The organism is Sphingobium sp. CR2-8 (assembly GCF_035818615.1).
Lineage (GTDB): Bacteria > Pseudomonadota > Alphaproteobacteria > Sphingomonadales > Sphingomonadaceae > Sphingobium.
In genome coordinates this window covers 609,265-629,736 of the sequence record NZ_JAYKZY010000002.1, presented here as the reverse complement: position 1 = coordinate 629,736, position 20,472 = coordinate 609,265, and the positions used below count along the sequence as shown (strand labels likewise).

Genomic DNA, 20,472 nt, shown 5'->3' with positions numbered 1-20,472 from the left:
CCGAACGGATTTGAATTTCCCGCTATATATCACGCCGCAAACTGGTTCATCGTATTGTGCGCGCCGCCGGCCTTGAGCGCGGCTTCCCCGGCGAAATAATCCTTGTGATCGTCGCCGATGTCGCTGCCGGACATATTCTGGTGCTTCACGCAAGCGATGCCCTGGCGGATTTCCTTGCGCTGGACGCCTTCGACATAGCCCAGCATCCCGGCCTCGCCGAAATAGTCCTTCGCCAGATTGTCGGTGCTGAGCGCGGCGGTATGATAGGTCGGCAGGGTGATGAGGTGGTGGAAAATCCCCGCCCGCGCCGCCGCATCCTTCTGGAAGGTGCGGATCTTCTCGTCCGCTTCCAGACCCAGATCGGTCGCGTCATAGTCCGCGCTCATCAGCTTTGCCCGGTCATAGGCGCTGACATCGCGGCCCGCATCGACCCAGGCGTCGAACACCTGTTGGCGGAAGTTCAGCGTCCAGTTGAAGCTGGGCGAATTATTATAGACCAGCTTGGCGTTGGGCACGACGTCGCGGATACGATCGACCATCGACGCGATCTGCTCGATATGCGGCTTTTCCGTCTCGATCCACAGCAGGTCCGCGCCGTTCTGAAGGCTGGTGATGCAGTCGAGGACGCAGCGGTCCGCGCCCGTGCCTTCGCGGAACTGGAACAGGTTGCTGGGCAGGCGCTTGGGCCGCAGCAGCTTGCCATCGCGGTTCAAGATGACATCGCCATTCTTCGCCGTCGCCGGATCGATTTCCTCGCAATCGAGGAAGCTGTTATATAGGTCGCCGATGTCGCCCGGCTCCTTGCTGACCGCGATCTGCTTGGTCAGGCCCGCGCCCAGCGAGTCCGTCCGCGTGACGATGATGCCGTCATCGACGCCCAGTTCCAGGAAGGCGTAGCGGCAGGCGCGGACCTTCGCCAGAAAGTCCTCGTGCGGCACGGTGACCTTGCCGTCCTGATGCCCGCATTGCTTCTCGTCGCTGACCTGATTTTCGATCTGGAGCGCGCAGGCGCCCGCCTCGATCATCTTCTTGGCCAGCAGATAGGTCGCCTCCGCATTGCCGAAGCCCGCGTCGATATCCGCGATGATCGGCACGACATGGGTTTCATAATTGTCGATAGCGTGGGTCAGGCGCTGTGCCTCGACTTCGTTGCCCGTTGCCCTCGCCGTGTCGAGATCGCGGAACAGCATCCCGAGTTCACGCGCATCTGCCTGCTTGAGGAAGGTGTAGATTTCCTCGATCAGCGCCGGGACGCTGGTCTTTTCGTGCATCGACTGGTCGGGCAGCGGACCGAAATCGCTACGCAGCGCCGCGATCATCCAGCCGGACAGATAGAGATATCTGCCCTTGGTCGTGCCGAAATGCTTCTTGATCGCGATCATCTTCTGCTGGCCGATGAAGCCGTGCCAGCAGCCCAGCGACTGGGTGTAGCGCGCCGGATCGGCATCATAAGCGGCCATGTCGGCGCGCATGATCTTCGCGGTGTAGCGCGCGATGTCGAGACCGGTGTGGAAACGGTTCTGGGTCCGCATCCGGGCCACGGATTCCGCGGCGATGCCGCCCCAATTGGCTTGGGCAGCGATCAGGTCGTCGGCCTTCGCGATGGCGCTTTGATAAGTCATATCGTCAGTCCTTAGTGGGGCGATGGCCGTTGGTCGGCCGTGGCCTTCGTGCGGGAATGGACAGCGAAGTAGACAGGTGAATCGCTTTTTCGCACCCCTGCCGAAGTCCAGTTGTCGATCTTTACAAGAAACTGGTGTAAAGTTGTCATACCTGCACAGGAGCACATGATCGATGGCCAAGGATCGCCCGGTTTACATGGGGCCGCGCCTGCGGCGGTTGCGGCGCGACCTGGGCCTGACGCAGGCGGACATGGCCGCCGACCTGGATATCTCCGCCTCCTATGTCGCGCTGCTGGAACGCAACCAGCGACCGCTCACCGCCGACATGCTGTTGCGTTTGGCGCGCACCTACAAGCTGGACATGGCGGAAGTCGCGGGCGACGGCGGCGCGGAACAGACGGCGCGGTTGCAGGCGGTGCTCAAAGACCCGATGTTCGCGGACATCGACCTGCCGACCCTTGCCACCGGGGACATGGCGGTCAATTATCCCGGCATCACCGAAGCGCTGCTGCGGCTCTATACCAGCTATCGTGAGGAGCATCTGGCGCTGGCCGACAGGGGGGCCTATCCTGGCGCCGACCTGGACCAGCAGAAGGACGCCGCCGCCGATCCCGTGGCCGAATCCCGCCGTTTCCTCGCCGCTCGGCGCAACAGCTTCCCGCTGCTGGACGATGCGGCGGAAAAGCTGGCGGCGGAGGCGCAGGTGGAGGGCGGCCTGACCGGCTGGCTGAAATCGCGGCACAATTTGCGCGTCCGCCGCCTGCCCTCCGATATCATGGCCGGTTCCATGCGGCGGCTCGACCGCCATCGTGATGCGGTGCTGCTGGACGATACGCTCGACGGGGCGAGCTCCGCCTTCCAACTGGCGCTCCAGATCGCTTATCTGGAGATGCGCAAGCTGTTCGACGCGATCCTGAACGAGGGCCAGTTCACCGGCGCGAGCGGCCGCAGCCTCGCCCGCCGCGCGCTGGCGAGCTATGGCGCGGCGGCGATCCTGATGCCCTACACCGCCTTTGCCAAGGCGGTCGAAGCGCGCCGCTATGATGTGGAGGCGATCGCCCGCCAGTTCGGGACCAGTTTCGAACAGACCGCGCATCGCCTGACCACCTTGCAAAAACCGGGGCAGGAACGCGTCCCCTTCTTCTTCCTGCGCGTCGATCCGGCGGGCAATGTGTCCAAGCGGCTGGACGGGGCAAGCTTCCCCTTCGCCCGCCATGGCGGCTCCTGTCCGCTCTGGTCGGTGCATCGCGTGTTCGAAACCCCGCGCGAGGTGGTGACGCAATGGCTGGAACTGCCCGACGGGGAGCGTTTCTTCTCGATCGCGCGCACGGTGACGGCCGGCGGCGGCGGCTGGGGCGCGCTGCGGGTGGAGCGCGCCATCGCGCTATGCTGCGCGGCAGACCATGCCCATCGGCTGATCTATACGCAGGATGCGGCGACGCCCGCGCCCACGCCGATCGGCGTCACATGCCGCCTGTGCCACCGCGCCCAGTGCATGGCCCGATCCGCCCCGCCGATCGGCCGCGACATGCTGCCCGACGATTATCGGGGAACGCGCGCGCCTTTCGGTTTTGCGGATGGGTGAGGGTCGACTGTCCTATTGCGCCCCGGCACGATAGGATCGTTCGCACTCACTATCTGGCGCAACATGATTTCCAACTATCGTAACACAATGTCGAAACTTGCGGGAAATGTGCGAAGTTAAGCGGCCCGGTTCCTATTCCTCGATCAGGTCGAGATAGGCGACGACGTCATTGTCGGTCGCCAGATACAGGCCGTCCTGTACCTCCGCCGGCTGCTGATCGGCGACGCGCAACGCTTCGGATAGGGGGCCGTACATCAGGGTCGTCGCCCCGCCATCGTCGCCCAGATGGTAGAGGCGGACGGTCGCGCTGTCATAGGTGGTTCGCATGGCGGCGACTATCGCGCCGGGGCGCCGCTATGGCAAGTCAGCGCCGGTCCTTGACCTTCATCGATGGGGCCAGTTCGTTCGCGCCGATCCGCACCGCGTCGTCGGTGAAGTTGGCGACAAAGGTGGAGCCGCGCTCCACGCCGGGGACGAAGCCCGCCTTGTTGCCTTCTATCACCAATCCTGCGCTGCTATGCTCGCGACCTTCCGGCGCGACGGTGATGAAGGCGGACCAATTATCCTTGTCCTTGCCCTGCACCATTTCATTGCCGGTGATCGTGCCGGTCGCGCCGTTGGACAGGTCGATCATATAGTTGGTCAGATGGCCGCCGCTGTCGTCGAAGCTGTTGCCGCTGATGGTGACGCGGGCGGTGCGGGTTTTCAGATAATGGCCGCCATCGCCCTGGTCGAAGCGGCTGTTGGTGACGCTCAGGCTGGCGAGGCGGCCGATATAGACGCCATGCGCGCAATCGAGGTCGCGGTCGCAGCGGCCGAGCTTGCGGAAGGTCGATTTGTCGATGACGACCTGCCCGCCATCAAAGTCGCCGGTGAGGATGCCTTCCTCGCTGTTGCGGAACAGGCTGTTGCGGACGGTGAGGTTGCCATTCTCCAGCCGGATGCCCGCGCCATTGCCGTCGGGCACGCGGATATTCTGGAAGATGATGCCATCGACGGTGCTGGACCGGCCCCGCAGCACCAGCGCGCCCTTGCCCTCGCACGGGACGCCATCGAAGATGACCGTACCGGGCGTCGCCGCACGGATGGTGACGTCGCCGCCCTGCTGCACCGCGCACTGGCGATAGCTGCCCGGCGCGACCACCACCGTACCGCGCCCGTCGCCGATAGCCCCGATCGCGTCGCCCAGCGCCGCATAGCTGCGCCCCGTTTCGGCGACGGTGAAGGGCGCGCCGCTGCCCTGGGCAAAGGCGGTGGCGGTGATCGCTACGGAGAGCAGGAGAGTCGTGGAGAGGATGCGCATACATGCTGGATAGGCGCGTCCGACGCCTTGACCAAGGCGCGGGCGGGATCAATCGCGCGATGGCCCGTTATGGGACAAAGACGGAGCGCTTCCTTTACGCGGGGAAGAGGTCGATGCGTTCGGCGTCAGGCAGGATCGCGTCGAGCAGCAACGAGCGGTGACAGCCCGACGGATCGCGCTCGAAACAGAGCAGCGCGGTGGGGGTCTCGGCCGCCATGTCCTTCAATCGTTCGGCCTGGACGATGGCTTCGGGCAGGTCCAGCTGGCGACCGTAGATTTCAGCCAAGCGGGCATGCTGATGCTTGCGCGCGGCTTCCCGCCCCTCCGCGGGGGTGCCGAGCGCTTTCAGACCGACATAGTCTATCCCCGCCTCGCGCAGGCCGGCCGCCAGGATATTCTTGGAAAAGCCGGGGCGGCGCGACAGCGGCACCGCGCGGACATCCGCCAGCAGGCGCACGCCTGCCTGGACGAGCGTGGCGATCAGCGCGTCCTGGGTCGTGCCTTCATAGCCGATGGTGAAGATCTTCATGGGGGAGTAGATGGGGTGTCGATGGGGCGTTTACAGCGGCCCACGCTTTTGAACCGTTCCCCGGCGCAGGCCGGGTCCAGGATTGCACCCGCCGCACCCAAAATCCTGGACCCCGGCCTGCGCCGGGGAACATGTTCTTAGTCCAGGTTGGGCCGCAGGTAACGCTCCGCCGTGTCCAGGTCGATGCCGCGCCGTTGGGCATAATCTTCCAGCTGGTCGCGGCCGACGCGCGCGACACCGAAATATTCGGCCTGGGCATGGCCGAAATAGAAACCGCTGACCGCCGCCGTCGGCAGCATCGCGAAGCTTTCGGTCAGGGTCGCGCCCGTGGCATGATGCGCGTCCAGCATCTCGAACAGGATCGGTTTCAAACTATGTTCCGGGCAGGCGGGATAGCCGGGCGCGGGACGGATGCCGCGATATTGTTCTTTGATGAGCGCTTCGTTGGTCAGCTGCTCGCCCTCCGCATAGCCCCAGAGCGCGGTGCGGACATAATGGTGCAGCCGTTCGGCGAAGGCTTCGGCGAGGCGATCGGCCAGCGCTTTGAGCAGGATGTCCGAATAGTCGTCGATGGCGTTCTTGAAGCGGGCCAGATGCGGTTCGATGCCGTGGATCGACACGGCAAAGCCGCCCATCCAATCGCCGTCATGGCTGATGAAATCGGCCAGGCACATATTGGCGCGCCCTTCCCGCTTCTGGATCTGCTGGCGCAGCATGGGGAGGGTATAATGTTTCTCGTCCTCGACATGGACGATGATGTCGTCGCCTTCGCGGCGGCAGGGCCATAGGCCCGCCACGCCGCGCGCGGTCAACCATTTGTCGGCGACGATCTTGTCCAGCATCGCCTGCGCATCGGCGAACAGGCTCGACGCGCTTTCGCCGACCACTTCATCGGTCAGGATCGCGGGATAATTGCCCGCCAGTTCCCAGGCGCGGAAGAAGGGCGTCCAGTCGATATAGGGCACCAGATCCGCCAGATCCCAGTTTGGAAAGCGATGCACGCCGGGCAGGCGCGGACGCGGGGCCTTGAGGCTCTCGTCGATCTCGAACCCGTTGGCGCGGGCATCCTCGATCGGCACCAGCGCGCTCTGCCCCTTGTTGGCGCGGGCGACGCGGACATGTTCATAATCGTCCTTGGTCTTGCTGACGAAGGCGTCCTTCTGCGTTTCGGAGACCAGCGCGGTGGCGACGCCCACGGCGCGGCTGGCGTCCAGCACATGCACGACCGGCCCGGTAAAGGCCGGATCGATGCGCAGTGCGGTGTGGACGCGTGAGGTGGTCGCCCCACCGATCAGCAACGGCATCGTCATGTTGGCGCGCTGCATTTCCTGCGCGACCGTCACCATCTCGTCCAGTGACGGCGTGATAAGGCCGGACAGGCCGATCATGTCGGCGTCATTCTCGTTCGCGGCCTTGATGATGTCCTGCCAGGGGACCATCACGCCCATGTCGATGACATCGAAGCCGTTGCACTGGAGAACCACGCCGACGATATTCTTGCCGATGTCATGGACGTCGCCCTTGACCGTCGCCATGATGATCTTGCCCTTGCCCTTGGCGCCCGGTTCCTTGGCGGCCTCGATATAGGGCAGAAGGTGCGCGACCGCCTTCTTCATGACGCGGGCGGACTTCACGACCTGGGGCAGGAACATCTTGCCCGCGCCGAACAGGTCGCCCACCACGTTCATGCCGTCCATCAACGGCCCTTCGATCACCTGGATCGGCTTTTCGGCGGACAGGCGGCATTCCTCCGTATCCTCCACCACATACATGTCGATGCCCTTGACCAGCGCATGTTCCAGCCGCTTGGCGACCGGCCAGCCGCGCCATTCCTGCGCCGCCTTCTCGACCGCCGCATCCTTGCCGCGATAGCTTTCGGCCAGGGTGACGAGGCGCTCCCCGGCGTCGGGATCGCGGTTCAGCAGCACGTCTTCGCACGCCTGACGCAGCGCGGGGTCGATGGCGTCATAGACGTCGAGTTGCCCGGCGTTGACGATCGCCATGTCCAGCCCGGCGGGTATCGCATGGTAGAGAAAGACGGAGTGCATCGCCCGCCGCACCGGCTCATTGCCGCGGAAGGAGAAGGAGAAGTTGGACAGGCCGCCCGAAATATGGACATGCGGGCAGCGCTTCTTGATCTCGCGGCAGGCTTCGATGAAGTCGACGCCGTAATTATTATGTTCCTCGATCCCGGTCGCCACCGCGAAGATATTGGGGTCGAAGATGATGTCCTCAGGCGGAAAGCCGATGGTCATGAGCAGCTTGTAGGCGCGCTCGCAAATCTCGACCTTGCGCGCCTGCGTGTCGGCCTGACCCGTCTCGTCGAAGGCCATGATGACGGCGGCGGCACCATAGGCCATGCATTTGCGGGCGTGGCCCAGAAAGGCTTCCTCGCCCTCCTTCATGCTGATCGAATTAACGATCGGCTTGCCGCTGACGCATTTCAATCCCGCCTCGATCACATCCCATTTGGAACTGTCGATCATCACCGGCACGCGGCTGATGTCCGGTTCCGACGTCATGAGCTTGAGGAAGGTCGTCATCGCCTCGACCGCGTCGAGCAGGCCTTCGTCCATGTTGACGTCGACGATCTGCGCGCCATTCTCCACCTGCTCGCGTGCGATGTCGATCGCGGCGGCATAGTCGCCCGCCATGATGAGCTTCTTGAACTTGGCGGAGCCCGTGACGTTGGTCCGTTCGCCGATATTGACGAAGGTGGCGGTGGAGGTCTTGGTCATTTTGCGTTCGTCACCCCAGCGAAGGCTGGGGTCTCCCGATTTAGAGCGCGCGCCAAGAGGCACGAGATCCCAGCTTTCGCTGGGACGACGGTTATGGATCAGGCCGCGATATGCATCGGCTCCAGCCCGGCAAGGCGCGTAACCACCGGCAGGTCCGGCACGATGCGTGGGCGATGCCCTTCCAGCGCCTTGGCCACCGCACCGATATGGGCGGGCGTGGTGCCGCAGCAGCCGCCGACCATATTGACCAGCCCCTCGTCCACCCAGTCGCGGATCAGCCGCGCGGTGGTTTCGGGCAGTTCGTCATATTGCCCCAGTTCGTTGGGCAGGCCCGCATTGGGATAGGCCAGGATCAGCGTGTCGGCATTTTTCGACAATTCGCTTAAGTAAGGCCGCAACAGGTCCGCGCCGAACGCGCAGTTCACGCCGATGGTCAGCGGCTTCAAATGACGCAGCGAATACCAGAAGGCGTTGATCGTGTGGCCCGACAGGTTGCGGCCCGACATGTCGGTGATGGTGAAGCTGAGCATCAGCGGCACGGAGCGGCCCGCCGCTTCCTCCGCCTCGCGCGCGGCCATGCCTGCGGCCTTGGCATTGAGCGTATCGAAGCAGGTTTCGACCAGCAGGAAGTCCACCCCGCCCGCGATCAACGCCTCGCACTGTTCGCGATAATCGGCCTTGAGCGTGTCGTAGTCGACCTCGCGATAGGCGGGGTCGTTGACGTCGGGCGAGATCGAGAGCGTCTTGTTCGTGGGGCCGATGGAGCCGCATACGAAACGCGGCTTGCCGTCTTTGGCGGTCGCCTTTTCGCACGCGCTGCGGGCCAGCTTGGCGGCCGCGATGTTGATGTCCCACACCAGATGTTCGCAGCCATAATCGGCCATCGCGATCTTGGTTGAGCTGAACGTGTTCGTCTCGATCATGTCCGCGCCCGCTTCCAGATAGGCGCTGTGAATGCCCTCCACGATATCCGGGCGGGTCAGGCAGAGCAGGTCGTTATTGCCCTTCTGGTCCTTGAACAGGTCCAACTGCCCCCGATAATCGGCTTCGGTCAGGCCGTGTTTCTGGATCGACGTGCCATAGCCGCCGTCAAAGATCAGGATCTTGTCCGCCGCCAGGGCGCGTAATTGGGCTTCGGCCGTCATAATCTTTCCTCTCGTTCCGTTCGGTTCGAGCCTGTCGAGAACCCTCGCGCGACCGGTTCTCGACAGGCTCGAACCGAACGGAGGGGATGGTGCAATATCAAGCGTCAACTGTCGCCTTGGCTCTCAAACCCAGCAGATGGCAGATCGCAAAGCTGAGTTCCGCCCGGTTGAGCGTGTAAAAATGAAAGTCGCGCACGCCACCGACATAGAGGCTGCGGCACAGGTCCGCCGCGATCGTCGCCGACACCAGTTGCCGTGAGGCGGGGTGATCGTCCAGCCCGTCGAACAGGCGCGCCATCCAGTCAGGGACCTGCGTGTTGCACATGGCGGCCATGCGCCGGGTCGCGGCGAAATTACCGATGGGCATGATCCCCGGCACGATGTCCGCGGTGATGCCCGCCGCCGCCGTCTTGTCGAGAAAGCGGAAATAGGCGTCGGGCGAGAAGAAGAATTGCGTGATCGCGCGGGTCGCCCCGGCGTCCAGCTTGCGCTTGAGATTGTCGAGGTCGCTTTGCGCGCTGGCCGCTTCGGGGTGAACCTCCGGATAGGCGGACACCGAAATCTCGAAGGGGTGACGCTTCATGAGGCCCTCGACCAGGTCGGCCGCGCCCGTATAGCCTTGCGGATGCGGCTCGAACTTGCCGCCCACTTCGGGCGGGTCGCCGCGCAGCGCGACGATGTGGCGTATGCCCGCGTCCCAATAGGCGTCGGCGATCTCTGCAATCTCGTCCTTGCTCGCGGCGACGCAGGTCAGATGCGCGGCGGCGGCCAGCGGCGTTTCCTGTGCGATCCGCGCCACCGTATTATGGGTGCGCTCCCGCGTGGAGCCGCCCGCGCCATAGGTGACGGACACGAATTGGGGCGCCAGGGGCGCCAGCGTCTCGATCGCCGACCAGAGCTGCGCTTCCATCTTTTCCGTCTTGGGCGGGAAAAATTCGAAGCTGACGCGGGCGTCACCCGCCAGATCCGCGTAGAGCGGCGCTGCTGGATCATGGAATGTCATGCGGAAATCCGTCCTTCGATCGGTAGGACATTGGCGTTCCGACGCCGTCCCAGCCACAATTGCACCGTCAATTCCTGGCCGGGCAACGTCTCCACCGCCTCCAGCGCAAGCCCTGCCTGCGCAAACCAGCTGTCTATCTGTTCGTCGGAAAAGCCCAGTCGCGCATGTTGATCGCGCAACCGCAACTCCTCCCGTTCATGCGCCGCGAAATCGGCGATCAGCACCCGGCCGTTCGGCGCCGTCACGCGCGCGGCTTCGGCGATAACCAGTTCGGGGGCCTGCGCATAATGCAGCACCTGGTGCAGCAGCACGGTGTCGGCACTGCCCGGCTCCAGCGGCAAGGCGGAAAAATCGCCCAGCAGCAGCGCATATTTGTCGCCCGCATCCTGCGGCAGCTTCGCGCGCGCCAGGCGGAGCATGTCCGGGCTGCGATCCAGCGCCGTGACCTGACGCGCCGCATCGCCGAACAGCTCGATCATGCGCCCGGTGCCGGTGCCGATGTCGAGCAGATGGCCGACCGGTTCGGATGCAAGCAGTGCTACCATGGCGGATTCCACCTCCGCTTCGGCGACGTGGAGCGACCGGATCGCATCCCATTCCTCGGCATGTTCGGCGAAATAGACCTCCGCCGCGCGCGCCCGGTCCGCGCGCACCGCCGCCAGCCGTGCCAGATCGGCGGCCTGCCACAATGCTTCGCCTTCCGACGGCTCCAACTGGTCGAAAAGGGTCAGGAATGGGGCGACCGACCGCGCCTTCCCCAGGCGCAAGAACACCCAATTGCCTTCCTTGCGGCGATCCACCAGACCGGCCTCCGCCAGGATGCGGACGTGACGCGACACGCGCGGCTGGCTCTGCCCCACGACCTGCGCAATTTCCCCGACGGCCAGCTCCATCGCCCGCAACAGGTACATGATGCGCAGGCGGGTCGGGTCGCCAAGTGCCCGTATGATATCAAGTGCCGCATGCATGGGAGCATCATATAAAGAAATCTTTATATGCGTCAAGGACGGTCATTTTTCCGGGCGCTTTTCGATGAGGACGCGACGAAATGGCGCACATCCGCCCTTTAATCCGCAGGAATGGGATTGCCTTGCCCGGCCCAACTCATTACGAATCGGCGCGCAGGCGCAATGGGGGGTGAGCTTTTCTCCGAGAGTGGTCTGCATTTTTATTTTTCTCAGAGAGGGGTTTTAACCCATGACCAAGTCGATTGCTCTTTCGCTCGTTCTCGCCGCTTCGCTCGGCCTGGCTGCTTGCTCGGGCGGCGCTGAAAATGCCGCCAACAACGCCGCCAACTCGGCCGAGAACGCGTCGAACGCTGCCGACAACGCTCTGAACGCTGCGCTGAACGCAGCCGACAATGCCGCGAACGCTGCGTCGAACGCGACCAACAACGCGTCGAACGCGATGTAATTTTCGCGTAAGCGAAGATGTTCGAAGGGGTCGCACCGGCAACGGCGTGGCCCCTTTTTGTTTTGGAGGGGCTTTGATGATCCGCACCACTATTGCGCTGGCTTCCATCATGATGCTGGCGGCCTGCGGATCGGGATCCCAGGATGGCGTGGGCGGGGTGAGCGCGGGGGAGGCGCAGGCGCTGAACGACGCGGCGGCCAGGCTCGATGCGCAGACGGGGGCAGCGACGCGTGCCGATCCCGGCCTCAATCCCGCAGCGGTCACGGCGGCGCAGGCCAACCGAAACCGGACTGCGCCGAACGCACCAGCGCCGTAATCACTGCGGCGGCGCATAGAAAAAGGGCCGCCCCACAGGACGGCCCTTTCCGTTATATTCAGTTTGTCGATCGCTTAGCAGTTGCGATCGATCGCCCGGCCGGCAAGGGCGCCTACGCCCGCGCCGATGATGGCGCCGGTCGTGCCGTCGCCACGGCGGCCATAACGGCCCGAACCCCGGCCGACTTCATTACCGAGCAGGCCACCGGCGATCGCGCCGATAATGGTGCCGCCCGTGCCATTGTCCCGGCAGCGATAACCGCCGCGATAGCCACGATAGCCATTGTTGCGGTAATAGCCGTCACCGCGATAGCCGCGGTCGTAACCGCCACGATAATAGCGGTCCCCGCGATAACCCCGGTCATACCCACCGCGATCATAGCCACCGCGATAATAGTCGCCGCGGTCGTAGCCGCGATAATAGCCGTCACGCGCCATCGCCGGGGTCGCCGTGATAGCCATGGAGGCTGCGCCCATCGCCAGCGCCGCGCCCAGATTTACAAGAAATTTCGTCTTCATGGCGTTACTCCTCCAAAAGCCATCCTCTTGGGTGTCACCCGTCGATTAAGCCCTTTATGGACGAGTCGCCTTGAGCCGAGCCTGAATGGCGCTGACAGCCGCCGTTCAGATGCAAACGGTCCGGCACTGCGCTGCTGCGCCCTGACGGATTATGTCCTATGGCAGGCACGATGCAGCAAATCCTGATCGTCCTTGTCCTTGCCGTCCTGTTGCTGCCCGCGCCCCATATGAGCAAGCCGGAGGCAGTTCAGGCCGGGGCGCTGCTGGTCACGGCCCGCGCGCTGCCGCTTAGCAGCATCGATCCACAGCTGAACCATGTCGGCACTCTCTCCTATCTGGGCGGATGGGAACTGACGAGCGCGAACCCGGGATTTGGCGGCATTTCCGCCCTGCTGCTGTCCCCGGCGGGCGATATGCTAGGCCTGAGCGATTCAGGCATTTTGATGGGCTTCCGCGTCGGGCCGGGCGATGGCGACGGGCACCCCTTCATCGCGCCGCTCCCCATTCGTGCGAAGGACCGCCACCGCCCCTGGTGGGCGTGGGATTCGGAATCGATGACCCACGATCCGACGACGGGTCGTTATTGGGTGGGGTTCGAGCTGCAACAGGCAATCTGCCGCTACGCCCCCGGTTTTTCGCGGGTGGAGGCGTGCCGGACCTGGCCGGAGATCATGGCCTGGCCCAAGACCGGTTCGATCGAATCGTTGGCGCGCCTGCCCGACGGGCGGTTTCTGGCGATCGGCGAGATGGGCATGACCCCGGACGGGCGGCACGACAGTCTGCTCTTTGCCGGCGATCCGGCGGAGGCCAGCACGCCAGCGCCGATGCATCTGCGCTACACGCCACCGCCCGGCTATCGGCCGACCGACGTGGTGGCGCTGGACGATCGGCACCTGCTGGTGCTGAACCGCCGCCTGACACTGGAGCGACTGTTCACCACGACGATCGCGATTATCGACCTGCCCGAACGGTTGGAGCCGGGCGCGGAGCTCAAGGCGCGCATCCTTGCCCGTCTGGCTCCGCCGCTGCTTACCGATAATTTCGAGGGGCTGGCGGTGAGCCGCGAAAAAGGGCGGCCGATCGTCTGGATCGTGTCCGACGACAATCACGAATTCTTCCAGCGGACGCTGCTGTTGAAATTTGCGATGGATGAGGCGGCGACTGCGAAGGGGCGTTGAGACGGACACGGCCGTTCATGCTTCGATCTTGCATGTCTAAATCCAGCATCCCGCCGTCACCCCAGCGAAGGCCGGGGTCTCAGGCGACGGCAGAATATGATAGGTCCGCGCACGAAATTCTGCCGGTGCGCGCCTTCGCCAAAGATGCCAGTCTTCGCTGGCATGACGATATTCTAAAGCGGCATTGGTGCGAAAATCCTGCAATGCGGATGGCCTGGCTACCGACCCATGCCTCGACCAACGCAAAAAAGCGGCCCGGTTAGGGGCCGCTTCTTATGCCGAAACGAATCGGGGAAAATCAGGCTGCGACGGCAGCCTTCTTCTTGACGATGTCGCGCTTCAGGCGGCGAGCCTTGAGCGACAGCTTGTCGTCGCTGGTCTTGACCAGCCAGTTGTCCAGGCCGCCATTATGCTCGACCGAACGCAGACCATGGGTCGACACGCGCAGCTTGATGCTGGTTTCCAGGGTTTCGGAGATCAGCGACACGTTCTGCAGGTTCGGCAGGAACACGCGCTTGGTCTTGTTATTGGCGTGGGAAACATTGTGACCCACCTGGCGACCCTTGCCGGTCAGCTCGCAAATGCGCGACATAGTCAATCAACCTTTGAATTCGGGTTCGTTCGGAAAGCCGCGCCGATAAACAGATTCGCGGCCAGCGTCAACCACGCGCGTAAATTTGGCCGTGCCGATCGTGGCACTTGCGCAACCATTTTGTCGCGCCCGGCGTTCAATCCCCCAACGGACAGAGGAGGATATCATGCGTTTCATCGGCGGACTGTTGCTCATCGCGCTTATCGTCGTGGGCGTCGGCATTGCAACCGGATTCATCGACCTGCAACGGACGAGCGAGGGCCGTCTGCCCGAAATCGCGGTCAAGGAGGGCGCTTTGCCCAAATATGAGGCGAATGTCGCCAAGGTGGAGGTCGGCACCCGCAACGAAACGGTCGAAGTGCCGACCGTCGCGGTGAAGAAGCCCTAAGCCCGGTTTGGCGTGCCTTTCGCAGGCGCGCGCTATCCTGTAACGGCGGTGCCATGGCACCGCCCTTCCCCCTGCCCGCGCCCATGCGCCGCGCCCTCGACCTTGCGCGCATGGCGCAGGCGGCGGGCGAGGTGCCGATCGGTGCGGTCGTCACGAAGAACGGCGCGATCATGGGCGAAGGCGAAAATCGCAATCGCCGCGATAAGGATCCGACCGCCCATGCCGAAATCGTCGCGATGCGCGCGGCGGCCATCCATCTGAACGACTTCCGCCTGACCGGCTGCGACCTGTGGGTTACGCTGGAGCCGTGCCCGATGTGCGCGGGCGCCATCTCTCACGCGCGGATCGCCCGGCTCTATTATGCGGTGGGCGATCCGAAAGGGGGCGCGATCGAACAGGGACCGCGCCTCTTCGCGCAGCCACAATGCCTGCACCGGCCGGATGTCTATGGCGGCCTAGCCGAAGCGGAAGCTTCAGCGTTGCTGCGCGACTTTTTCGCCGCCCGGCGCTGAGTAATCGATCCGATAGAGCTGATAGGGGAGCGTCATCCCGGTCCTGAGCGTCACCGGCGCCAGCCAGGCCGGTATCGTCCCACGCATCAGCCCGGCATAAAAGCCCTGCGGGCTGCGCGACTGGTAGATGGTGCCTTCGGGGAAATTGGGGCAGACCAGCAGATAGGTGGCGTGATGCTTCGCCGCGATCGGGCGGAAGGCGTCGGCCGGGCCGTCATAGGCGTGATGCATGTCCAATATGGTCGCGCCATTGCGGTGATAGGGTCCGGCGAGCGCGCTGTGGTGCGTAGTCGCGATCAGGCGCGGTCCGAGGTCGACCATGGTGAAGATGGTCGCCGGCGGCAACTGGTCCAGCACCTCCAGCGCGGGCAAGGTGCGACAGCGCCCGTTCGCCTTCTTGATCGCATCGTTGCGCGCCACCGCCGATGGCCGCCACGGCTTTGGCCTGGTGCCGGTGGCGTTCTGATAGGCTTTCACGATCTGCGGATAGAGCGGATAGGCAAAGGCGATCGCGGCCAGCACCGCCACGCCCGCACCCGCCGCGATCCGCACCCGGCGCGTGCCGGTCAGGATGGCGGCGATCAGGCGATGCGCGGCCCAGGCGGCGGGCGGGATCGCCAGCAATTGCGCGGCCGGGCCAGCGCGCAGCTGCCAGAACAGCAGCGCGGTGGAAAAGACCATCATCAGGCCGACCGTGGCCCAGGCCCAGAGCCGCTCGCCATTGCGGCGTGCATCCCACAATGCCCAGAGGAGGCCGATCAGCCCCGCCGCCGGGATCGCCAGCAGCGGCACGACCATGCTCTGCGCCTGCGCCGTGATCGGCTTGGCCTCGCGAATGTTGGCGAGCCACAACCGCTCCAGCTCAGGCGAAATCTGATAGGGGGACAGGCATTGCGGCCAGTTCATGTAAAAAAAGATGGCGACAGCGCCGCCGACCACTGCGCCCGCCGCCAGCCGCGCCGCCCAGCCGCGTAAGGGGGCCAGCGACAACAGCACCATGCCTGCGCCCGCCGCCCCGAACACCGCGACCCAGATGGGCGACAGGGCGTCGCAGACCATCTCTCGATTGGCGGTGCTGGCGAACAGCAGATAACAAAGCGACGTCGCACCCGCGAGGCTCAGCGCATAGGGCAGCATCCGCCGTTCCGCCCCTTCGCGAAAGACCCAGCGCAGCGCGATCAGACCGCCGCCCGCCGCCAGATAGACGATCATCTCCATGCCGATCGCGATCGACAGCGCGCTGCTGACCCCCGCCATCACGCCGCCACGCAGCCGGTTGGTGTCGATCACCCCGGCCAGCATGGTCACGGCCAGCGCCAGTTGCCAGCCATGATGATCGATCCGCATCGGCGCATACATGCCCAGCCCCATCTGCGCGGCGAGCGGGGCGAGGATGGCGAAGAACCAGCCGTTCGGCCCGGCCAGCCGCCGCCCGATAAAGCCTAGGCTCAGCATCAGCAGCAGGAGCGGTAACAGTGGCGCGATGCCGCAGGCCAGCCGATCGGCCAGCCCCTGGTCGACGAAGGCGCGGAAGAACAGGATCAGGCCCGCGAACGGCAGGTCGACCAGCCGCGACCAATGGATGTTCGCGCCGCCCGGCGGATCGAGCCTGTATTGGCGCAGATCATACCAGCCCTGCCCGGCCAGCCAGTCCTTCACCTGCACATAGCGGATATTGTCGTCGGTATCGCTGAGCACCAGCCAGTGGATGGCGGGCCAGCGGGTAACGACGAAGACGACCGCGATGACGATCCAGATCAGGAAGGTCAGCCATTTCCAGTGCCGCTGGCTGTAGGTCGTCAGCAACGCGGCCCAGTGGAGGGCGCGGGCGCGCAGGGTATCGCGGCTATGCAAGGTCATGATGGTCGATTAGACGCTCCGCATCAAAGCGCAACGGGGTGCCCATGAAAATCCTGTCCCGACTGACATATGAGCAGCAGGCCCTGTTGTGGCAGATCGTCCGCTATGGCGTGACCGGCCTGTTCGTGACCGCGTGCCAGGCGGTGATCTACTGGACCCTCGCCGCACCGATCGGCCTGCATCCGCAGACCGCAAATTTCATCGGCTATGTCGCGGCGGTCGTGATCGGCTATGTCAGCCACAGCGCCTTCACCTTTCGCGGCCAGGGCGGGCGCGACACCCATGGCGCACGCGGCGTGAAGTTCGTGGCCGTCTCGCTCATCAGCTATGCGCTCAATGCGCTGTGGGTCTATCTGTGCGTCAGCCATATGCGATGGCCGGAATGGTCGCCCATCCCGGCCATGATCTTCGTGACACCGGCCGCGGTGTTCGCGCTCAATCGGCAATGGGTGTTTCGGTAGTTAACGAACAGGTGGCCAAAGGCGCATGGCGTGGACCAGCGTCAATATCCAGACCGTGTCGCCATCCACTTCATAGACCAGACGATAACCGGGATGTGGTGTCAGTTCCCGCGTGCCCGGCATTGCACCTTCATGGCCAAGCATCGGAAAGTCCGCCAGCCGCGCTACAGCGACGCTGAACTGCTCGTCCATCCGCATGGCAGCGCATGGATCAAGCGCAACCAGATAATCCCAGATGTCCGATCGGTCCTGCCGCGCCTCCGGCGTCCAACGGACGATCACGCCCGATCGGCAACCCGCGCACGTCGCGCGGCGAATTCCGCCTCGACCGCGTCATGGGAAAAACCCTGCCCAGACTGGACGGATCTTCGCGCCACCCCAACCTTCTGCTCCAGAAAGTCTGCGTGGTCGCGCGCATGGCGCTGCCGATCGACAAAGTCCCGCATCAGTTCACGCACAAGCTGCGATGCCGGGCGATGCAGGGCATCGGCCTCCGCCATGAACTCGTCGCGCAGGTCTGATTCCAGTTTCATCGTAAAGACTGCGGCTTTGACCATATTATCTCCGGGGATAGTGACGATGTATATACGTCGTCACTATCCCCGTATCAATGTGTCAATGCACGAACCGGGCGACGACGTCGCGATAGGAGCGGCTGACCTTCACCTGCGCGCCGCTTTCCAACACCAGGAAACATTCGCCATTGGTGTGGGGCTTCACCTGCCGCACCTGGGACAGGTTGACGATGGTCGAACGATGGACGCGCTGGAAGTTGCGGGGGTCGAGCCGCTTTTCCAGATCCTTCATCGTTTCGCGCAGGATCAAAGAATTGTCGGCGGTATAGATGCACATATAGTCGCCTGCCGCGTCGATCCGCTCAATCGAATCGACATCGACGCGGAAGATCTGACCGCGATCCTTGATGTTGATGAGCTTTTCGAAGCGGTTTGACGCGGGTGCATCATCGTCGTTGGCGAAATCGGTCATCGCCTGGGGCGCGACTTCGGCCAGCACTTCGCGCAGCTTCTCCACTTCGTGCACCTGCCGCTTTTCGTTCAGGCGCTGGCGCACCCGGTCAAGTGCGTCGGCCAGTCGGCCTTCATCGACCGGCTTCATCAGATAGTCGACCGCCTGCGCTTCGAACGCGCGGATCGCATGGTCGCTATAGGCGGTGCAGAAGATAACGAGCGGCGGCTCCACCTCCATCAAACCCTGCACGACGGAAAAGCCGTCGAAGCCGGGCATTTGAATATCGAGGAACACAAGGTCGGGTTTATGCGTCTTGATCGCGCGGATCGCTTCACGGCCGTTGGTGCAGGTTTCGATAATGTCGACATCCTCATGCGCTTGCAGACGCAGCTGGAGGCCCTGAATGGCCAGGCTTTCGTCGTCGACGAGGATTGTTCTGATGGTCATGCGGCCACTTTCGATGTTTCATCCATATTCAGCGGAATTTCGATGATGACCGAAAATCCGCCCGGCGTGGAACGCGTCTCGAAGCTCTGTCGTTCCCCGAAAGCCTGAATTAACCGGTCCCGGATGTTTGGCAGGCCGATACCGGTCCCCTCGCTGACGGGGATGTGCGGCCTCATTCCGCTTTCATTCAATCCCGGTCCGCTGTCCGATACGACGATCCGGACATTATCCCCGGCAGGCTGCGCGCTGACTGCGATTTCCGCGCCTTCCTCCTTGGGCGTCACCGCATATTTGATGGCATTTTCGACCAGCGGCTGAAGCAGGAGCGAAGGCAGGCGCGCCTGCGCGACCGCCGGATCGATGGTGAAGGACGGGCGCAGCCGCTCCTCGAACCGCATCTTCTCTATTTCCAGATAGAGTTTGAGCGTCTCTATCTCCTGCTCGATCGTCACCTGCGCGGTCGGCTCGTTGATGAGGGTGTAGCGCAGGAAGGAGGACAGGCGCGAGAGCATCGCATTGGCGCGATCCGTCTGCTTGAGCAGCACGAGGGTCGAGATGGAATTCAGCGTATTGAACAGGAAATGCGGGTTGAGCTGATAGCGCAGCATCGCCAGTTGCGCGTTCGCCGCCTGGTTTTCCAACCGCAGGAGCTGGTCCGCCTGTTCCTCCACCGTCAGGTAGAAGTTGATCGCGTAATAGAGCGCGGACCAGGCGCCCAGCAAGGTGGTCGACAGGTAGAAGGCGCCCAGGAAGAGTTGCAGGCCCGCCGTCTCGCTCGCCCGGTTCTGAGTAGAGAAGACCCAGGCGTCGATGAAGGCGACCAGGCCCGCCGCCGCGACGACGGTGACGATCGACACGCCCCAGGTCACGATCGGGCGCTTTTTGACCAGGAAACGGAACATCACCGCGATCAGCAGCGTCACCGAATAGCCGGTAACGGTGGAGATCAGCACCGGCACCAGGCTGGAAAGCGGCTGGCCATTGGCGATGGTGGACGATCCGCGCAGCAGGAACGCCCCGGCCCATCCGACCGACTGGAGGTTCCAGAAAGCGCGGTTCTTGTCAGCGAAAAAGGGCTGAGGCTTGATGCGGGGCACGGTGACGGACATTGCGTGCAGGCTTAAGCGATTTGCGCCGTTGGTCAAAGATGCTTTGCGTCCGGGTGGCTCGGATCAGCTGAGCGCTTCGCGTTAAGCAGGGTCGCGCAGGATGGTGGCTTCTTTAAATTGTGGGCAGCCCTGAACTGCGTCACCCCGGGCTTGACCCGGGGTCCCGCTAACTTCTCAAAGCGAGGGTAGGAAGAAAAGCGGGATCCCGGGTCAAGCCCGGGATGACGATATCGCTTCTAGCCAACCCCAACCGCTCAGGCCGCCACAGCCGACTCCTCGGCCCTTGAGGTCACTTCGTCGGTGCAGAGCCAAACCAGGTCGGCCAGTTCCAGCGTGCGGCCGTCATGCGCCACGATGCCGATCGGGCGGATCGGCTGGCCGTCGCGCTTGTCCGCCAGCACCTGGCAGGCGGGCGTGCCGCAACCCCATTTTTCGCCCCATTGGCGCAGGGCGATCATGGCGGGGGCCAGGCCCTGCCCTTTTTCGGTCAGCCGATATTCCACCTTGCGCCGGTCGCACTGCATCGGCTGGCGCACCAATATCTCGTTTTCCACCAGCCGGGCGAGCCGGTTGGCCAGGATGTTGCGAGCGATGCCCAAGGTCGACTGAAATTCCTCGAAATGGCGGATGCCCGACAACGCGCCGCGCAGGATGAGGAAGGACCAGCGTTCACCCATCATCTCCAGCGCGCTGGGCAGCGCACATTGTTCAAGATCCTGAGCAAGATTATATGTCATGGTCGCCACGCATAGCGCAAAGCCTCCGGCGTTGCAAAATCGCCACC

Annotated in this window: 23 protein-coding genes; 7 read left to right on the top strand and 16 right to left on the bottom strand. The window is 63.8% G+C overall.

Going from position 1 to position 20,472, the window contains the following annotated elements:
- Positions 1-29: 29 nt before the first annotated feature.
- Positions 30-1,622, bottom strand: coding sequence for an isocitrate lyase (locus U5A82_RS06960; protein ID WP_326289687.1), 1,593 nt, complete (start codon positions 1,620-1,622; stop codon positions 30-32).
- Between the two features lie 172 nt (positions 1,623-1,794).
- Here U5A82_RS06960 and U5A82_RS06955 point away from each other — a divergent pair, with 172 nt between their 5' ends.
- A complete protein-coding gene (locus U5A82_RS06955) occupies positions 1,795-3,207 on the top strand; it encodes a helix-turn-helix domain-containing protein (protein WP_326289685.1) in 1,413 nt (470 codons plus the stop codon).
- Between the two features lie 132 nt (positions 3,208-3,339).
- Here U5A82_RS06955 and U5A82_RS06950 read toward each other — a convergent pair whose 3' ends face one another.
- The 7 genes from U5A82_RS06950 to U5A82_RS06920 form a co-directional block, all read right to left on the bottom strand.
- A complete protein-coding gene (locus U5A82_RS06950; protein WP_326289683.1) occupies positions 3,340-3,534 on the bottom strand; it encodes a hypothetical protein in 195 nt (64 codons plus the stop codon).
- A 37-nt stretch (positions 3,535-3,571) separates the two neighbouring features.
- Positions 3,572-4,510: a right-handed parallel beta-helix repeat-containing protein gene (locus U5A82_RS06945; RefSeq protein ID WP_326289682.1), complete on the bottom strand. Its 939-nt coding sequence runs from the start codon at positions 4,508-4,510 to the stop codon at positions 3,572-3,574.
- A gap of 94 nt (positions 4,511-4,604) precedes the next feature.
- Positions 4,605-5,039, bottom strand: coding sequence for a DUF488 domain-containing protein (locus tag U5A82_RS06940; RefSeq protein WP_326289680.1), 435 nt, complete (start codon positions 5,037-5,039; stop codon positions 4,605-4,607).
- Positions 5,040-5,176: 137 nt separating this feature from the next.
- On the bottom strand, positions 5,177-7,777 hold the full coding sequence (metH, locus tag U5A82_RS06935; protein ID WP_326289678.1) for a methionine synthase: 2,601 nt from the start codon (positions 7,775-7,777) through the stop codon (positions 5,177-5,179).
- Positions 7,778-7,875: 98 nt separating this feature from the next.
- Positions 7,876-8,922, bottom strand: coding sequence for a homocysteine S-methyltransferase family protein (locus U5A82_RS06930; protein WP_326289677.1), 1,047 nt, complete (start codon positions 8,920-8,922; stop codon positions 7,876-7,878).
- Between the two features lie 97 nt (positions 8,923-9,019).
- Positions 9,020-9,925, bottom strand: coding sequence for a methylenetetrahydrofolate reductase (metF, locus tag U5A82_RS06925; protein ID WP_326289675.1), 906 nt, complete (start codon positions 9,923-9,925; stop codon positions 9,020-9,022).
- Positions 9,922-10,893, bottom strand: coding sequence for an ArsR/SmtB family transcription factor (locus U5A82_RS06920; RefSeq protein ID WP_326289673.1), 972 nt, complete (start codon positions 10,891-10,893; stop codon positions 9,922-9,924). The genes metF and U5A82_RS06920 overlap by 4 nt, the downstream gene beginning before the upstream one ends.
- Positions 10,894-11,122: 229 nt before the next feature.
- Between U5A82_RS06920 and U5A82_RS06915 the strand changes: the two genes are divergently transcribed.
- Positions 11,123-11,338: a circumsporozoite protein gene (locus U5A82_RS06915; protein ID WP_326289672.1), complete on the top strand. Its 216-nt coding sequence runs from the start codon at positions 11,123-11,125 to the stop codon at positions 11,336-11,338.
- 76 nt (positions 11,339-11,414) lie between these two features.
- Positions 11,415-11,654 (top strand): hypothetical protein, encoded by a 240-nt coding sequence (locus U5A82_RS06910; protein WP_326289671.1) that lies wholly within the window; start codon positions 11,415-11,417, stop codon positions 11,652-11,654.
- A 74-nt stretch (positions 11,655-11,728) separates the two neighbouring features.
- On the opposite strand, the gene U5A82_RS06905 is transcribed toward U5A82_RS06910, so the two are convergent.
- Positions 11,729-12,172 carry a glycine zipper 2TM domain-containing protein gene (locus U5A82_RS06905; RefSeq protein WP_326289670.1) on the bottom strand — a complete coding sequence of 148 codons (444 nt, stop codon included), beginning with the start codon at positions 12,170-12,172 and terminating at the stop codon, positions 11,729-11,731.
- 170 nt (positions 12,173-12,342) lie between these two features.
- On the opposite strand from U5A82_RS06905, the gene U5A82_RS06900 reads away from it, so the two are divergent.
- On the top strand, positions 12,343-13,350 hold the full coding sequence (locus U5A82_RS06900; protein ID WP_326292871.1) for an esterase-like activity of phytase family protein: 1,008 nt from the start codon (positions 12,343-12,345) through the stop codon (positions 13,348-13,350).
- Positions 13,351-13,648: 298 nt separating this feature from the next.
- Here the strand turns inward: U5A82_RS06900 and rpmB are convergent, their stop codons facing one another.
- Positions 13,649-13,942 (bottom strand): 50S ribosomal protein L28, encoded by a 294-nt coding sequence (gene rpmB / locus U5A82_RS06895; protein ID WP_326289669.1) that lies wholly within the window; start codon positions 13,940-13,942, stop codon positions 13,649-13,651.
- A 166-nt stretch (positions 13,943-14,108) separates the two neighbouring features.
- Between rpmB and U5A82_RS06890 the strand changes: the two genes are divergently transcribed.
- On the top strand, positions 14,109-14,330 hold the full coding sequence (locus tag U5A82_RS06890; RefSeq protein WP_326289667.1) for a hypothetical protein: 222 nt from the start codon (positions 14,109-14,111) through the stop codon (positions 14,328-14,330).
- Between the two features lie 53 nt (positions 14,331-14,383).
- Positions 14,384-14,842 (top strand): nucleoside deaminase, encoded by a 459-nt coding sequence (locus tag U5A82_RS06885; RefSeq protein WP_326289665.1) that lies wholly within the window; start codon positions 14,384-14,386, stop codon positions 14,840-14,842.
- Here the strand turns inward: U5A82_RS06885 and U5A82_RS06880 are convergent.
- Positions 14,804-16,702, bottom strand: a complete 1,899-nt coding sequence (locus U5A82_RS06880) for a hypothetical protein (RefSeq protein ID WP_326289664.1) — start codon at positions 16,700-16,702, stop codon at positions 14,804-14,806. The genes U5A82_RS06885 and U5A82_RS06880 overlap by 39 nt on opposite strands.
- Before the next feature lie 44 nt (positions 16,703-16,746).
- Between U5A82_RS06880 and U5A82_RS06875 the strand changes: the two genes are divergently transcribed.
- On the top strand, positions 16,747-17,163 hold the full coding sequence (locus U5A82_RS06875; RefSeq protein ID WP_326289663.1) for a GtrA family protein: 417 nt from the start codon (positions 16,747-16,749) through the stop codon (positions 17,161-17,163).
- Here the strand turns inward: U5A82_RS06875 and U5A82_RS06870 are convergent, their stop codons facing one another.
- The 5 genes from U5A82_RS06870 to U5A82_RS06850 form a co-directional block, all read right to left on the bottom strand.
- Positions 17,164-17,445 carry a type II toxin-antitoxin system RelE/ParE family toxin gene (locus U5A82_RS06870; RefSeq protein ID WP_326289661.1) on the bottom strand — a complete coding sequence of 94 codons (282 nt, stop codon included), beginning with the start codon at positions 17,443-17,445 and terminating at the stop codon, positions 17,164-17,166.
- Positions 17,442-17,720: a CopG family ribbon-helix-helix protein gene (locus U5A82_RS06865; RefSeq protein WP_326289660.1), complete on the bottom strand. Its 279-nt coding sequence runs from the start codon at positions 17,718-17,720 to the stop codon at positions 17,442-17,444. The genes U5A82_RS06870 and U5A82_RS06865 overlap by 4 nt, the downstream gene beginning before the upstream one ends.
- Positions 17,721-17,778: 58 nt before the next feature.
- Positions 17,779-18,579, bottom strand: a complete 801-nt coding sequence (locus tag U5A82_RS06860) for a LytR/AlgR family response regulator transcription factor (protein WP_326289658.1) — start codon at positions 18,577-18,579, stop codon at positions 17,779-17,781.
- Entirely contained in the window at positions 18,576-19,688 is a 1,113-nt protein-coding gene (locus U5A82_RS06855; RefSeq protein WP_326289657.1) for a sensor histidine kinase, read from the bottom strand. The genes U5A82_RS06860 and U5A82_RS06855 overlap by 4 nt, the downstream gene beginning before the upstream one ends.
- 254 nt (positions 19,689-19,942) lie before the next feature.
- Positions 19,943-20,425, bottom strand: a complete 483-nt coding sequence (locus U5A82_RS06850; protein WP_326292870.1) for a winged helix-turn-helix transcriptional regulator — start codon at positions 20,423-20,425, stop codon at positions 19,943-19,945.
- Positions 20,426-20,472 lie beyond the last annotated feature (47 nt).